At 72.2% G+C, this 13744-nt stretch carries 14 protein-coding genes; 6 read left to right on the top strand and 8 right to left on the bottom strand.

The annotated features are described in order from the left end of the window. Positions 1–34: 34 nt before the first annotated feature. Positions 35–421 (bottom strand): nuclear transport factor 2 family protein, encoded by a 387-nt coding sequence (locus ABFX81_RS39790; protein WP_086855543.1) that lies wholly within the window; start codon positions 419–421, stop codon positions 35–37. Between the two features lie 331 nt (positions 422–752). On the opposite strand from ABFX81_RS39790, the gene ABFX81_RS39785 reads away from it, so the two are divergent. From ABFX81_RS39785 to ABFX81_RS39770, 3 genes are all read left to right on the top strand, one after another. Further along, entirely contained in the window at positions 753–1163 is a 411-nt protein-coding gene (locus tag ABFX81_RS39785; protein WP_086855542.1) for a hypothetical protein, read from the top strand. A gap of 46 nt (positions 1164–1209) precedes the next feature. After that, positions 1210–3540 (top strand): FHA domain-containing protein, encoded by a 2331-nt coding sequence (locus tag ABFX81_RS39780; protein ID WP_086855541.1) that lies wholly within the window; start codon positions 1210–1212, stop codon positions 3538–3540. A gap of 1553 nt (positions 3541–5093) precedes the next feature. Continuing rightward, positions 5094–6080, top strand: a complete 987-nt coding sequence (locus ABFX81_RS39770; RefSeq protein ID WP_346139457.1) for a serine/threonine-protein kinase — start codon at positions 5094–5096, stop codon at positions 6078–6080. A 43-nt stretch (positions 6081–6123) separates the two neighbouring features. Here the strand turns inward: ABFX81_RS39770 and ABFX81_RS39765 are convergent, their stop codons facing one another. Then, on the bottom strand, positions 6124–7419 hold the full coding sequence (locus ABFX81_RS39765) for a streptophobe family protein (RefSeq protein WP_346139456.1): 1296 nt from the start codon (positions 7417–7419) through the stop codon (positions 6124–6126). A gap of 178 nt (positions 7420–7597) precedes the next feature. On the opposite strand from ABFX81_RS39765, the gene ABFX81_RS39760 reads away from it, so the two are divergent. Continuing rightward, positions 7598–8767: a DUF6777 domain-containing protein gene (locus ABFX81_RS39760; RefSeq protein WP_346139455.1), complete on the top strand. Its 1170-nt coding sequence runs from the start codon at positions 7598–7600 to the stop codon at positions 8765–8767. A 22-nt stretch (positions 8768–8789) separates the two neighbouring features. On the opposite strand, the gene ABFX81_RS39755 is transcribed toward ABFX81_RS39760, so the two are convergent. The 3 genes from ABFX81_RS39755 to ABFX81_RS39745 are packed head-to-tail and all read right to left on the bottom strand — an operon-like array spanning position 8790 to position 9924. Beyond that, positions 8790–9206 carry a PRC-barrel domain-containing protein gene (locus ABFX81_RS39755; RefSeq protein ID WP_086854997.1) on the bottom strand — a complete coding sequence of 139 codons (417 nt, stop codon included), beginning with the start codon at positions 9204–9206 and terminating at the stop codon, positions 8790–8792. Then, positions 9203–9787, bottom strand: a complete 585-nt coding sequence (locus ABFX81_RS39750) for a PRC-barrel domain-containing protein (RefSeq protein ID WP_086854998.1) — start codon at positions 9785–9787, stop codon at positions 9203–9205. Before ABFX81_RS39750 ends, ABFX81_RS39755 begins: the two co-directional genes overlap by 4 nt. After that, complete coding sequence (locus ABFX81_RS39745) at positions 9784–9924, bottom strand: hypothetical protein (protein ID WP_346139453.1); 141 nt, start codon at positions 9922–9924, stop codon at positions 9784–9786. The genes ABFX81_RS39750 and ABFX81_RS39745 overlap by 4 nt, the downstream gene beginning before the upstream one ends. 187 nt (positions 9925–10111) lie before the next feature. Here ABFX81_RS39745 and ABFX81_RS39740 point away from each other — a divergent pair, with 187 nt between their 5' ends. Continuing rightward, on the top strand, positions 10112–10576 hold the full coding sequence (locus ABFX81_RS39740; protein ID WP_086854999.1) for an ATP-binding protein: 465 nt from the start codon (positions 10112–10114) through the stop codon (positions 10574–10576). Between the two features lie 124 nt (positions 10577–10700). Here the strand turns inward: ABFX81_RS39740 and ABFX81_RS39735 are convergent, their stop codons facing one another. Continuing rightward, complete coding sequence (locus ABFX81_RS39735) at positions 10701–11588, bottom strand: SigB/SigF/SigG family RNA polymerase sigma factor (RefSeq protein ID WP_086855000.1); 888 nt, start codon at positions 11586–11588, stop codon at positions 10701–10703. A gap of 261 nt (positions 11589–11849) precedes the next feature. Between ABFX81_RS39735 and ABFX81_RS39730 the strand changes: the two genes are divergently transcribed. Further along, on the top strand, positions 11850–12281 hold the full coding sequence (locus ABFX81_RS39730; protein WP_086855001.1) for a helix-turn-helix domain-containing protein: 432 nt from the start codon (positions 11850–11852) through the stop codon (positions 12279–12281). Between the two features lie 21 nt (positions 12282–12302). On the opposite strand, the gene ABFX81_RS39725 is transcribed toward ABFX81_RS39730, so the two are convergent. Both ABFX81_RS39725 and ABFX81_RS39720 read right to left on the bottom strand, forming a co-directional pair. Then, entirely contained in the window at positions 12303–12905 is a 603-nt protein-coding gene (locus ABFX81_RS39725) for an ATP-dependent Clp protease proteolytic subunit (protein WP_086855002.1), read from the bottom strand. Further along, entirely contained in the window at positions 12905–13546 is a 642-nt protein-coding gene (locus tag ABFX81_RS39720) for an ATP-dependent Clp protease proteolytic subunit (RefSeq protein WP_086855003.1), read from the bottom strand. Before ABFX81_RS39720 ends, ABFX81_RS39725 begins: the two co-directional genes overlap by 1 nt. Between the last annotated feature and the right edge of the window lie 198 nt (positions 13547–13744).

Genomic DNA, 13744 nt, shown 5'->3' with positions numbered 1-13744 from the left:
AGACCCCCGGACACCGGGAAACTCATCGCCGGCCTCAGGCTGCCCCGGCGGGCACCCGGTCCAGAAAGCCGAGCACGGCCCTGATCCGGCCCTGCTCGTCCAGGGTGATCACGTCCGACCCGGCCACGGGCGCCGAGCCGTCGGTCTCGCTCACCAGCTCCCACGAGAAGCGCGCGATGTGGTGGTGCCCGTCGACGGCGCCGGCGAGCCGGAACACCAAGCCCGGGAACTGCTGACGGGCCGCCGCGATCAACGCGGCGATCTGCTCATGGCCGCGGACGTCGGCCAGGGGGTCGGTATAGCCGCCGTCCTCCGTCCAGGCAGCGGCGACCGCCTTCGCCCGTGCCGCCGGGTCCTCGGCGTTCCAGGCCTCGAAGTAGCGGGCGACGGCGTCCTCGTAGCGGTGGGCGGGTGCGGACATGGGCGATCAGCCTCCGAAAGGTCGTCTCTGCTGGTCAGGTCCCGGATCACCGCTCGCGGCGAACCGGCACGGACCACCCTGCCCGGCCCCGGCGGGGCCGTCGATTACCTCCGGAGTCATGCCCCCTGGCGACCGCCCGCAGCGTTTCGGCCAACTCGGCGTGTGAATATGCCAGGAGAGTGGCCGGAAAGGCATGGTGACACTGTTTCAGTAGTGAACATACTGACCAGCGAGAGCGCTTCACCTCGAGCGACGGCGCCCTCACGCACAGCACGCGAGCCGCAGGGCAGGAAAATCCGGGCAGGCGGGCAGGGCAACGGGGGAGGGTCACGTGCACGACGAGTTTCTGTGCCATGTCACCGCGTACGGAGTCTGCGACGGCCGCCGCATCGGAGTCCCCCTGGGCACCTACCGCGCACCCACCCTCGCCCTCGCCCTCTGGTGGCTGCGCGACCGCGCCTCCTGGATCGCCCAGCGCCTCGACCCCCGGCCCGACGCCGAGCACTTACCGCCGGGCGCGCTCGTGCCGGTCGCCGAGACCGTGCCCGACGTGCCCACCCTGCTGCGCGCCTGGTGCGCCGATCCCGCTCAGCAGGAGCGGGTCGCCGAGGAGTTGGCGGCCGGACGGCTGGTGCGCATCGCCACCCGTGACGACACCACCGAGTACGAACTGCTCGCCGAGTCCGTGGACGCCCTGCGGATGCAGCGGGCCGCTCGCGTCCTGGGCGTTCCCGTGGCCTGAGCGGCTCGCCGAGTCACACATCAGGCAAATCGGTAGAATCTTGGTCATGGCGCAGTCGTCGGTAGCACCAGAGCTCGTCCTGGAGACCGAGACGGGCTCCACAGTGATGATTCCGGGCCGCGACTACCGCGTCGGACGCGATCCCTTGAGTGACATCGTCATCGACGACGACCGGGTCTCCTGGCACCACGCGGTGCTGCGGCCCGACGACGGGCACTGGACCATCGAGGACGAGGACAGCACCAACGGCACCTACGCCGACGGCCGCCGCATCCACGAGTGGGACGTCGGCCCCGGCAGCGTCATCCGCCTCGGCAACCCGGCCGACGGACCGCGCGTGATCCTGACGGGCCGCCCCGCACCGGTCCCGGAGCGCCCCTCGGCCGTCTCCATGCCGGCCATGACGGGCACCTACCGGCAGCCCACGACCGTACGGCCGCTGCCCGCCCGCGCCGTCCGCATCGGCCGCGCCACCGACAACGACCTGGTCATCGACGACCTGGTGGTCTCACGCCGGCACGCCGAACTGCGCACCCTGCCCGACGGGACCTACGAGATCACCGACCTCGGCAGCCACAACGGCACGTACCTCAACGGCAGCCCCGTCACCAGCGCCGCGGTCGGCCAGGGCGACATCGTCGGCATCGGCCACTCGGCGTTCTGCCTCGTCGGCGACCAGCTCCAGGAGTACGTCGACACCGGTGAGGTCTCCCTCGACGTGCAGGACCTCGCGGTGACCGTCGACCGCGGCCGCAAGACGCTGCTCGACCACGTGTCGTTCCCCGTGGGGGAGAAGTGCCTGCTCGCCGTCGTCGGCCCGAGCGGCGCCGGGAAGTCCACGCTCCTCAACGCCCTCACCGGCCAGCGGCCCGCCGACCACGGCACCGTCCTCTACGACGGCCGCGACCTCTACCGGGACTACGCCGAGCTGCGCCAGCGCATCGGCCTCGTCCCGCAGGACGACATCCTGCACGCCCAGCTGACCGTCCGCAAAGCCCTCTCCTACGCCGCCGAGCTGCGCTTCCCGCAGGACACCGCCAAGGCCGAACGACGTGCCCGGGTCGACGAGGTGATCCGCGAACTGGGCCTGGAACAGCGCGCCGACCAACACGTGCACAGCCTGTCCGGCGGCCAGCGCAAGCGCGTCAGCGTGGCCCTGGAGCTGCTGACGAAGCCGTCGCTGCTGTTCCTCGACGAGCCGACCTCAGGGCTCGACCCCGGCATGGACCGCTCGGTGATGCACATGCTGCGCGGCCTCGCCGACGACGGCAGGACCGTCATCGTGGTCACCCACAGCGTCCTCAGCCTGGACGTGTGCGACCGGCTCCTCGTGCTCGCGCCCGGCGGGAAGATCGCCTACTACGGGCCGCCCGAGGACGCCCTGGCCTACTTCGGTTTCGAGCAGTGGCCGGAGGCCTTCGAGGCCTTCGACCGGGACGCCGACCGGGACTGGGCCGGCGACTACAGCACCTCGCCCTTCCACGGCCGGTACGTCGCCGACGCCACGGCCCAGCCGCGACAGCCCCGTTCCGAGCCCGTCGTCATCACCCCGCCGCCCCGGCCCCGCAGCAGGGCCGCCCAGCTCAGCACACTGGTGCGGCGGTACGCGGCCGCGCTCAGCGCCGACCGCACCTTCCTGATCATCATGATCGCCCTGCCGTTCGTGATGGGCGTGATGGCGCGGGCCCTGGCGGGCGGCAAGCTGACGCAGGACACGGCGATGAACGCCCTGCTCATCCTGTGCGTCGGTGCGGTGCTGACCGGGGCCGCCAACGCCGTGCGCGAACTCGTCAAGGAACGGGTGATCTACCAGCGTGAGCGGGCGGTGGGCCTGTCCAGATCGGCGTACCTGATGTCCAAGGTCGTCGTCCTGGGTGTCATCACCGTGCTCCAGGCGGTGGTGCTGACCCTGGTCGCCCTGCTCGGCGTGGACCTCAACGCGCCCGGTGGTGAAGGCGTGCTGATGCCGCCCCTGGTGGAGATCGCGGTCGCCGTCGCCCTGCTGGCGTTCACGGCCATGATGCTCGGCCTGTTCATCTCCGCGCTGGTGCGCAAGGAGGAGGTGACGATGCCGCTGCTCGTGCTCATCGCCATCGTCCAGGTCGTCTTCTGCGGTGCCCTGCTGAAGCTGGACGGTGTGCCCGGGCTGGAGCAACTGGGCTGGCTGGTGCCGGCGCGCTGGGCCCTGGCCGCGATGGCCGGCACGGTCGGGCTGTCCCGGATCGTGCCCGACGATCTTACGAAGGACCCTCTGTTCGAGCACTCGGCGGGCACCTGGCTGCTCGACGTCGGGATGCTGATCGTCCTGTCGGCGCTCTTCGGCTTCCTGGTGTCCCGGCTGCTGCGCCGCCACGAACCGGCCGTGATGCGGAAGTAGGGAGCGCCTGTGACGACTCCTGGATTCCGGCCCACGCACGTGGTCCCGCAGAACGGGATGCCCGCCTGGGAGGCCCCCGACCCGTCCCGGCCCACGGTGGACCTGGACCCCCTGCTGCCGGTGCAACTGCTGGAGCGGCAGGGCGACTGGGGGCACGTGCTCTGCTTCAACGGCTGGTCGGCCTGGGTCGACGGCCGCCGCCTGGTCACCGTGCCGCAGGACCCGCCTGCCGCGGAAGGGCCGCTCGCCCGCAGTGCCGACCCGCGCCCACTGCTGGCCCGTGCGCAAGAAGCCCTGGCGCGCTACCGGTCCGCGGTCGAGGATCTCGCGGGCGGGCTGGACCGGGAGTCCTTCCACACCCGCACCCACGGGCTGCGGATCGGCGTCGTCGTCGACGGCGAGTCCGTGTGGCTCTACGACGCCGCCCACGGGCACTGGGTGTACGCCGACGGCACCCGGGCGAACACGTACGCGACGGACGACACCCCCCGTGCGCACCCGGAGCCCCGTCCGTCCGAGCCCCCGGCCCCGGCACGCACCCCTACCCGGGTCGTGCCCGCGGAGGCCGTCGGGACGACACCCCGGGCCGACCGACCGAGCCCGGCCGAACAGCCCGCCCCGCCGACCGAGGCGCCGCCCACGCGGGTTGTACCGCCTGAGCCTCCGGCATCCGTCTCTCGCGAGGCTGCGGAGCCGACGCGGGTCGTTCCGCCGAGGGCTGTCGAGGCGACGCGGGTTGTGTCGCCGGGGGCTGTCGAGGCGACGCGGGTTGTGTCGCCGGGGGCTGTCGAGGCGACGCGGGTTGTGTCGCCGGGGGCTGTCGAGGCGACGCGGGTTGTGTCGCCGGGGGCTGCCGAGGCGACGCGGGTCGTGCCGCCCGGGGCCCCCGAGCCGACGCGGGTCGTGTCGGCTGCGGCTGCTGAGCCGAGGAGGATGGCGTCGCCGGAGGTTGTACAGCCGAGCCCGGTCGAGCCTGCTGAGGCTGCCGAGCGCTCCCGGATCGTGCCACGCGGAGATTCCGCTCCCACGGCGGTGGTGTCGCCCGAGGCGTCTGAGTCACGTCGGGGCGAGCCTTCCGAGGTCGCTGAGCCGACGAGGGTGGTGTCATCGGAGGTTGCGGAGCCGACGCGACTGGTATCGCGCGAGGCGTCCGAGCCCCCTCGGGCCGAGCTTTCTGACGCTGCGGAGGCGACGCGCGTGGTGTCTCCTGAGGCGTCGGAACACCCTCGGGTCGAGCCTTCCGAGGCTGCGCAGCCGACCCGAGTGGTGTCGCCGGAGGCTGCGGAGTCGACGCGGGTCGTGTCTCCCGAGGCGCCCGAGCTCCCTCGGAGCGTGCCTCGCGAGGCCCCCGAGTCCCCTCGGACCATGCCTCCCGAGGCGCCTGAGCCGACGAGGGGCGCGCCTCCCGAGCCGCCGCCCACCCGGGTCGTGTCCCCCGAGGGGGACGGCGCACCGGCGTCGGACAAGGAGGCGGATCGTCCGGCCGAGGCCTCGCCCACGCGGGTCGTCGGGAACGAGCCCACCCGGATCGTGTCGCCCGGGGGTGACACCCGTTGAACCGCGAGACGAGTCTGTTCTCGGGGCGGCCCTCCGAGCTGGTCGGGCAGCAGATCGCCGGGTACCGGATCGAGCAGGAGATCGGGCGCGGCGGCATGGCCGTGGTCTACCGGGCCCGGGACCTGCGTCTGGAGCGTACCGTCGCGCTCAAGCTGCTCGCCCCGGAACTCGCCCGCAACGACACCTTCCGGCGCCGCTTCACCCACGAGTCCCGGGCCGCCGCCGCGATCGACCACCCGCACATCGTGCCGGTCTTCGAGGCCGGCGAGACGGACGGAGTGCTGTACATCGCGATGCGCTTCGTCGCAGGCAGCGACCTGCGTCATCTCCTGGACCGGGAGGGTCCGTTGCCGCCCGCCACCGCCGTACGCGTCGCCGCCCAGGTCGCCTCCGCGCTCGACGCGGCGCACGAACACGGCCTGGTGCACCGGGACGTCAAGCCCGGCAACATCCTGGTCTCCCACGGCACCGACAGCGACCACCCCGAGCACGTCTACCTCACCGACTTCGGCCTGACGAAGAAGTCGCTGTCGCTCACCGGCTTCACCACGGTCGGCCAGTTCGTCGGCACCCTCGACTACGTCGCCCCGGAGCAGATCTCGGGCCGCCCGGTCGACGCCCGCTGCGACGTGTACGGCCTCGCCTGCGTCGTCTACGAGATCCTCGCCGGCCACCCGCCCTTCCTCCGGGACGACGACATGGCCCTGCTGTGGGCCCACCAGTACGACGACCCGCCCCCGCTGACCGAGGCCCGCCCCGAACTCCCACCACAGGTGGACCCGGTGTTCGCCAAGGGCCTCGCCAAGCGACCCGACGACCGGTACCCGTCCTGCCTCGACTTCGTCGCCGCGCTGCGCGCCGCGGTGGCCGGTGGCGGGGTCGTCACCGGGGCAGTCCCCGCCCGGGCGGGCCGGCAACCGGGGGAGGAGCGCCCGAAGCCGCCCCCGCGCTGGGCCCAACCGGTCTTCCTCGAGCGGGCGTAGAGCAGCGGGCGTGGCGCAGCGGCCGCAGGGCAGTCGGTGTGTGTCAGCCCGCCCGCTCGGCGCGCACCTCACCCCGCCGCCGTACGTGCCGTGCGAGCAGCGCCCCCGTGAATCCGGTCAGCAGCCCCCACGGGACGGCCAGGCCCACGGCTCCCCACAGCCGGGGTCTGAGGAACAACTCGCCCGCGAGGCCGCCGCCCAGGTCGCCGATGCCGAGCACGGACAGGCCGAAGTGCGCGGAGATGCGCCCGACCAGGCAGATCATGAACACCGTGAGCACGAGCGCGACCGCCATGTGCACGGCGTGCTGCCAGGCGCGGACCCGGGCCGGTGACCGGGCCGCCGTCACGAACGCGGCGGCGATCAGCAGCACCAAGTCCACGACCAGCAGCCACCACATCCTGCCGTCGTGCTCGGAGAACGTCCGCAGGTTCAGCTCGGCGATGTCAGGGGTGCGCAGCACCTCGTCGAGCACATGCGGCATGGGCAGCCCGAACGGCCCCTCCACCCGGCCGTTCCAGGTGGCGCCGAGGCCGATCGTCATCGCCAGCCAGACCAGGTTGGGCATGCCGAGCAGGATCACGGCGAACGTCTCCGCCGCGTGCCCCTTGGTCGCCGCGACGACCAGGGCGACGACCACGCCGATGACGACGTAGGCGAGCAGCAGCGCGACCATCGCGTACGCGGCCGGCCGCACCGATGTCTGGAAGCGCAGCAGCCGGGCCGGCAACGGGGCGCCGCGCGACACCAGCAGGGCCAGCACCAGCACACCGGCCAGCCACACCACGCCGAGGAACACGGACAGCGGAACGTCGGTGGTGAACCCGATCTCCGGGGAGGCGCCGAACAGATCGCCGAGTTCGCCCAGCGCGTCGTTCCCGAGGGAGATGTCGAACGTGTGGCGGGCGGCCAGCGTCAGGCCGATCAGCGCGAGCAACCACAGGACCGCGATCCTGGCGGCCCAGCCGGCCAGCTCGGCGGCACCGGCCACCGCGCGGTGCCGCAGAGGCCGCAGGAAACCCCAGGCGATCACCAGCGCCCCGGTGAGCGTGACGGACAGCGGGATGACGGTCAGGCCCGCCTGCGTTTCGGCGAGGTCTCCGGCACTCCCGGAAAGCTTCACGGCACCCCCGACGGCGGTGACCACAGTCGCCATGACGACCGGTGCGAACGCGCCGTCCGGGAGATCCGCCGCCCCGGCCGCCCACAGCCCCAGAGCGGACACCGCCGCCATGGCGAGCAGCCCGCCGAGCACGGTGAGGAGAGCATGCGCCCAGCCGTGGCGGGCGACGGCCCGCTCGCCGGTACGTCCCTGGCCGGAGGAGGTGCGCGAACTCACGGTGCCACGCTAAGCAGCACCCGCGCCGGACGCCCGTCGGGAGGTCCGTCCGCGTCGGCTTGCGAGCCGTACGGGACCCGAGCACACAATGAACTCGTAGTGGAAAAAGCGGTATACACCGGTACGAATCATCGCAGGTGCGAGAAGGCCGCAGAGAACCCACGCGGAAGAAGAGCTCGTGAGCGTCGAACCGCCGTCGTCCGGCCGCCCCACCGGACCTCCTTCGGGCCCGCTGTCGGGTCCCTCCCAGCCGCCGCCGGGAGGAGGGCCGCCTCCCGAGCCGCCGAGCGGGGGAGGGCAGGCGCCGGAGCCCCGCCGCCCGTGGTGGGGATCGGTACCCCGCGTCGCGCTGATCGCCACCTCCGTCGTGGTCGCGGTGATCCTGGCCGTGGTGTTCACCCGGTCCGACGGCGGCGGCACCGGCGCTTCCGACGGCGGTACCAGTACCTCCGAGGGCGAGGTCTTCCTCCAGCCCGCGGCCGACACCGGCCCGGACCCGTTCACCGAGTCCACGGCGAAGGAGAGCTCGGCCTCACCGGTCTCGCCCTCGCCCACCGAGCTGGCCACGCAGAACGCCGTACAGGGCGTCCAGGGCGGAGCGCCCGGCCTCTACGGGGGCACGCGCAACGTGGCCAGCTGCGACGTGGAGAAGCAGATCACCTTCTTCGAGGGGGCGCCGGACAAGCAGCGGGCGTTCGCCTCCGTCGCCCGCGTCGACCCGCCCGACGTTCCCGCCTACCTGCGCTCGCTGACGCCCGTGGTGCTGCGCATGGACACCCGCGTCACCAACCACGGTTACAGCGACGGCCGCGCGACCAGCTACCAGGCCGTCCTCCAGTCCGGCACGGCCGTCCTCGTCGACGACCGCGGCGTGCCCCGGGTGCGCTGCGCGTGCGGCAACCCGCTGGCCGCGCCGGTCGCCCAGCAGAGCGCGCCCAAGACGACCGGCGACGCGTGGCCGGGGTACAAGCCCTCGAACGTCGTCGCGGTCACGCCCGCTCCGAAGCCGGTCGACGTCTTCGTCATGTACGAGCCCGACGGCGAGTGGTTCGAGCGCCACAAGGGCGACATCGGCACGAAGGACCGCAAGACCGAGAAGCCCGACAAGCCCTCTCCGTCGGTGAGCGTCACCACACCGACGTCACCGTCCGACCCGACCTCGTCGGAGCCTCCCACGAGCGAACCGCCGACATCGGATCCGGGGACGTCGTCGGAGCCGCCGACGAGCGAGCCGCCGACGTCGGAGCCGCCGCAGCCTCCGCCCGGAAACGACACGGGGAACGACACGGGGAACGGCACCGGGAGCGACACCGGCAACGGCACGACGGACCAGCCCCCGGCCTCCTGACCCGGCCCGACTCCGCCCCGGCTCACCCGGAACGGACCACCAGGGCGTAGGCGCCGAGGCCGAGCAGGCGATCGGCCGGCAGGTCGCCGTGTGCGGTGCGGACCGCCTCGACGCGGCCGGTCTCCGGCTCGAACACGACATCCTGGACTGTGCCGAGCTCGTCGCCCGTTTCGGCGAGGATCCTCAGGCCCGGCAGCTCGTGGTGCGGCGGCACCTCGAAGGGGGCGGCGGCCGAGCGGACGAGCACGGCGTCCGGACCGATGGCGTGCAGGGCGCCCCAGGCCAGCACGGACTCCTTGCGGGAGTGCCTGCCGCGCACCCGGACGTGGGTGACCACCCCGGACGGGGCGTCGACCGTCAGGGACTTCAGGACGCCGATCTCTTCCGCATCGGTCAGCGTCAAAACCGGCAGCCCCCGCGCCTGCGAGAACAGCATCATGGCGGCGTCCCCTCCCGCCCCTCGTGGAAGGCGCCGACCCGGGCGGCGAAGGACGGCAGGTCGTCGGCCACGTAGCGGGTGGCGTCCGCCGGGATCACCAGCGCCCGGCCGGAGACCGCGAGCGTCTCGCCGCGCGGCACGTACACCCGGTGCCGACGCCGCCTGGAGCCCTGCACCAGCGCCTTGCCCGCGGCGATCCGGAAGCCCACGACCCGGCCGCTCGTGCCGCCCTCGACGACCACGTCGAGCACCGTCCCGACCTCGGCGCCCTCGTCGGTCAGCACCTTGGCGTGCAGCACCCGGCCCTGCTGGGCCTCCCGGCGTGCCACCACGACGGGCGTGTCCGCCAGGGCGCCGGCGTCGACGATCATGACCGCGTCATGGCCCAGCGAGTGCACGGCCGCCCAGGGCAGGCTCAGCTTCAGCGGGCCCGACAGCAGCCCCCGGCCGCTGAGCGTGAAGCCGGTGACACGCCCGGCGGCGGCGTCGAAGACGGTGTCCTTGACCTGCGCGACGGCCTCGCCGCCCAGGGTGACCACCGGCAGGGTCGTCAGGCTGCGTGCCGCCATCAGCTCGTTCATCGCTCGCCCTTCCCGCCGGGCCGGCGCCGGACCGCGATGACCGTCCCCGAGCGCTGGCCGGCCTGCACGGCGAGCGCCACCACGGCGACGGCGGCGAGCGCCACCACCACCACGACCAGCCACATCCACCAGACCACCGCGCACCTCCGGCGATCCGGACCGGCCGCCCTCGGCCGGTCCCGATTCCTACCGGGTGCCCCGCGGACGGGGGACAATGCCCAGGGCACCGGACGGGCCGAAGACCTGTCAGGACTGCGAAGCCGGGCTCGGGGTACGAGCTCTGTGCAGAGTGTCCGGCCAGTCCGGCTTCCCAGAGAGAAACGCATGATCGACCACCTGGACGGGGCAGTGATACCGACTGGTTTCGACGTGCCCGTGGAACCGCTGAGGCGGGCGGCACACTACACCGGCGAGCAGGGCTGCATCGCCGAGGCGCGGTCCTTCGCCGCGCTCTTCCTCGACCAGCTCAGGACCGAGTGGTGCGCGCGCATCGACAACCGGACCGACGGCGCTGTGCAGCTCGTCGTGAGCGAGCTCGTCACCAACGCGGACCGGCACAGCGATGGGCCGTACATCCTGGAGCTCGTCGGCACGGACACCGCGGTGACCGTGTCGGTCTACGACAGCAGCTCCGCACTGCCCCGCATCTTCCCCCGCAACCCCGAGCGCGTCGGGCGCCACGGCCTGGAGATCGTCCACGCGCTGGCGGAGCAGGTCAGCGTGGAGCGGGTGCCGGTGGGCAAACGGGTACGCGCCGTGCTGCCGCTCACCGACGAAACCGATGACTGAGCCGTCCGCAAACGCTGCTTGAACCGCCCGGGGGAGAGCCCCGGAATCCCGGAGCCGACAACACAGTGGCGGGTGCCGTCCCACTCCCGCGTGTGGGGACGGCACCCGCTGGTCCGCGGCCGCGTCAGGCGCAGCCCAGCTCGCCCAGCATGCCCTCGCGCAGTCGCATGATGATCCGCTTGATCAGGCGGGAGACGTGCATCTGGGAGCAGCCCAGCCGCTCCCCGATCTCCGCCTGGGTGGCCTCCTCCACGAACCGCATGTGGAGGATCTGCCGGTCGCGCTCGCTGAGCTCCGCCATCAGCGGGGCGAGCGAGTGGAAGTCCTCGACGAGCCGCAGCCCGTCCTCCTCCACGCCGATGAAGTCGGCCAGGACCGCTTCGCCGCCCTCCGGGCCGTCGCCGGTGAGCGCGGCGTCCAGCGACGACGAGTTGTACCCGTTCGCGGCGATCTGGCCCTCGACGACCTCCTTCTCGGAGATGTTCATCAGCGTGGCCAGCTCGGTGACCGTGGGCTCGCGGTCCAGCCGGCTGGCGAGCTCCTCGCGGGCCTTGGCCAGCTCCACGCGCAGCTCCTGAAGCCGCCGCGGCACGTGCACCGCCCACGTCGTGTCCCGGAAGAACCGCTTGATCTCACCGACGATGTACGGCAGCGCGAAGGAGGTGAACTCGACCTCGCGCGACAGCTCGAACCGGTCGATGGCCTTGATCAGGCCGATCATGCCGGTCTGGACGATGTCCTCCATGTCGTCGCCGCGGCCACGGAACCGGCCGGCCGCGAACCGCACGAGCGACATGTTCATCTCGATCAGGGTGTTGCGCGCGTACTGGTACTCGTGCGTGCCCTCTTCGAGTTCCGTCAGGCGCTGGAAGAACTGGCGGGACAGCTGCCTGGCGTCCCGCGGGGCCACGGACCGCGGGTCCACGACTCCCGGCAGTGCTCCGTCACCCGTGCCGGCCTCCGCGTTCTCTTCGACGACCTGTGCCTGCGACCGGATCACGGCGGTCTCCATTACCTCTCCCCTGAACGTCGGAACGGACATCTGCCTAGGTCCCTCCGGGTTGCGGGTACCCGGTTATCCGCCGCACATGCCCGGCGATCCTCCGAACGGCGGAGAATTCGGTGGCGTGCGGCGGCCGGGGCCGTCGAGCACACCTGGTGCAGAGGAGTCAGGATCTCCCAACGCCGCCTGCCCGCCGTCCCGTTCGGCGATTCCACCCAGGGCGGAATGCCGGCCCCTTCCCCTGACGACCACGCCTCCTAGGCTGGAGAAGTGAGCAACCACGTGCCGAACGAAGCCCGCGTCATCCCCCTTCGCCCGCCCGGCGCGCGCCCTCAGGCCGCCCGTCCGGCCACCGCTCCGCCACGCCAGGGGCCACCGGCTCCCGCCGTGAAGGAGCCCTTGTGGCGTCACCTGGTCGGCGACGTCCTGCGGCGCGAACGTCTCGCGCAGGAGCGGACCTTGAAGGACGTCGCGGACGAGGCGCGGATCTCCATGCCGTACCTCTCGGAGGTGGAGCGCGGCCGCAAGGAGGCCTCCTCGGAGGTCCTCGCGGCCGCCGCCCACGCCCTCGGACTGAGCCTCGGCGACCTGCTGTCGAGGGCGCAGGGCGAACTGGTCCGCGTCACCTCGCGGTACTCGGGCGGCAGTCGCCGTACGGCGTCCTCCCCCTCGTCGTCCGAGGGTCTGTGCATGGCCGCCTGAGCCCGTGGGCCGGCCGGCGCCTCAGACCCGCACGGGGCGCCGGCCGAGCACCTCGTCGGCCAGTCCGTAGCCCACCGCCTCCTGCGCGGTGAACACCTTGTCGCGGTCCATGTCGGCCCGCAGGGTCGCCACGTCGTGGTGGGTGTGCCGGGACAGCACCTCTTCCACCTGCGAGCGGATCCGCACCATCTCCTTGGCCTGGAGCGACAGGTCGGACGCCGCACCGCGCGCCCCGCCCGCGGCCGGCTGCCCCAGCAGCACGCGCGCGTGCTCCAGCACGAACCGCCGCCCGGCATCGCCGCCGGCCAGCAGCACGGCCGCCGTGGAGGCCGCCTGCCCGACGCAGAACGTCGAGATCGGCGCCTGCACGTACGTCATGGTGTCGTAGATGGCCATGAGCGAAGTGAACGAGCCGCCGGGGGAGTTGAGGTAGATCGAGATCTCGCTCTCCGGGGACGACGACTCCAGATGGAGCAGTTGCGCGATGACGACGTTGGCGACGCCGTCGTCGATCTCGGTGCCGAGGAAGATGATCCGCTCGGACAGCAGCCGGCTGAACACGTCGTAGGACCGCTCGCCCTGCGGGGTGCGCTCGACGACGTTCGGAATCGTGTACGTACCCATCACTGAAGCCCCATCCTGCGCCGGGTGGCCGCCGGGCGGATGTCCGCGAGGGACTCCAGGACCCGGTCCACCATGCCGTACTCCCTGGCCTCCTCGGCCGTGAACCAGCGGTCCCGGTCGCCGTCCCGGGAGATGGTCTCCGGGGTCTGTCCGGTGTGCTCGGCGGTGATCCGTTCGATGGTCCGCTTGGTGAACTCCAGGTTCTCCGCCTGGATCTCGATGTCGGCGGTGGTGCCGCCGATGCCCCCCGACGGCTGGTGCATCATGACGCGCGCGTTCGGCAGGGAGTAGCGCTTGCCCGGCGTGCCGACGCAGAGCAGGAACTGACCCATGCTGGCGGCGAAGCCCATGGCCAGGGTGGAGACGTCGTTGGGGATCAGCCGCATCGTGTCGTAGATGGCCAGGCCCGCGTGCACCGAGCCGCCGGGGCTGTTGATGTACAGGCTGATGTCGGTGCGCGGGTCCTCCGCGGACAGGATCAGCAACTGGGCGCAGACCCGGTTCGCGGAGACCTCGTCCACCTGGGTGCCCAGCAGCACGATGCGCTGCGCGAGCAGCTGGGCGGCCAGATGGTCGTCGAACCGGGTCGGAGGGGTGTCGCCCTCCTCCGCCCGCGGGGCGAGTGTCGTGAACGGAGCCATAGGTTCTCCTCGTCGTGGCAGAAGGGCCGCGGACGTACCGCGGATGTGCCGTCGACTCCACTCTTGACCTCGGACGATGTCCGCAGACCGTTTCTCTGCCCTCGGCAGATCCGCTCCCGGCAGAGCGCCCCGCGTACGGCCGGCCGCAGCTCTTCTCGCGCAACTCCCGGAAGAACGCCCGCACATCACGGACCAGCA

The organism is Streptomyces coeruleofuscus (assembly GCF_039532725.1).
In the GTDB taxonomy this organism is placed as follows: Bacteria; Actinomycetota; Actinomycetes; order Streptomycetales; family Streptomycetaceae; genus Streptomyces; species Streptomyces coeruleofuscus.
This window is presented reverse-complemented; position numbering and strand designations above follow the sequence as displayed.

What these genes read in the sequence shown, in the direction of transcription:
- ABFX81_RS39735 (WP_086855000.1), bottom strand. Translation starts at nt 11,588, where the DNA reads ATGGAGACCGCCGTGATCCGGTCGCAGGCACAGGTCGTCGAAGAGAAC.
- ABFX81_RS39720 (WP_086855003.1), bottom strand. Translation starts at nt 13,546, where the DNA reads ATGGCTCCGTTCACGACACTCGCCCCGCGGGCGGAGGAGGGCGACACC.
- ABFX81_RS39725 (WP_086855002.1), bottom strand. Translation starts at nt 12,905, where the DNA reads ATGGGTACGTACACGATTCCGAACGTCGTCGAGCGCACCCCGCAGGGC.
- ABFX81_RS39740 (WP_086854999.1), top strand. Translation starts at nt 10,112, where the DNA reads ATGATCGACCACCTGGACGGGGCAGTGATACCGACTGGTTTCGACGTG.
- ABFX81_RS39780 (WP_086855541.1), top strand. Translation starts at nt 1,210, where the DNA reads ATGGCGCAGTCGTCGGTAGCACCAGAGCTCGTCCTGGAGACCGAGACG.
- ABFX81_RS39750 (WP_086854998.1), bottom strand. Translation starts at nt 9,787, where the DNA reads ATGAACGAGCTGATGGCGGCACGCAGCCTGACGACCCTGCCGGTGGTC.
- ABFX81_RS39790 (WP_086855543.1), bottom strand. Translation starts at nt 421, where the DNA reads ATGTCCGCACCCGCCCACCGCTACGAGGACGCCGTCGCCCGCTACTTC.
- ABFX81_RS39755 (WP_086854997.1), bottom strand. Translation starts at nt 9,206, where the DNA reads ATGATGCTGTTCTCGCAGGCGCGGGGGCTGCCGGTTTTGACGCTGACC.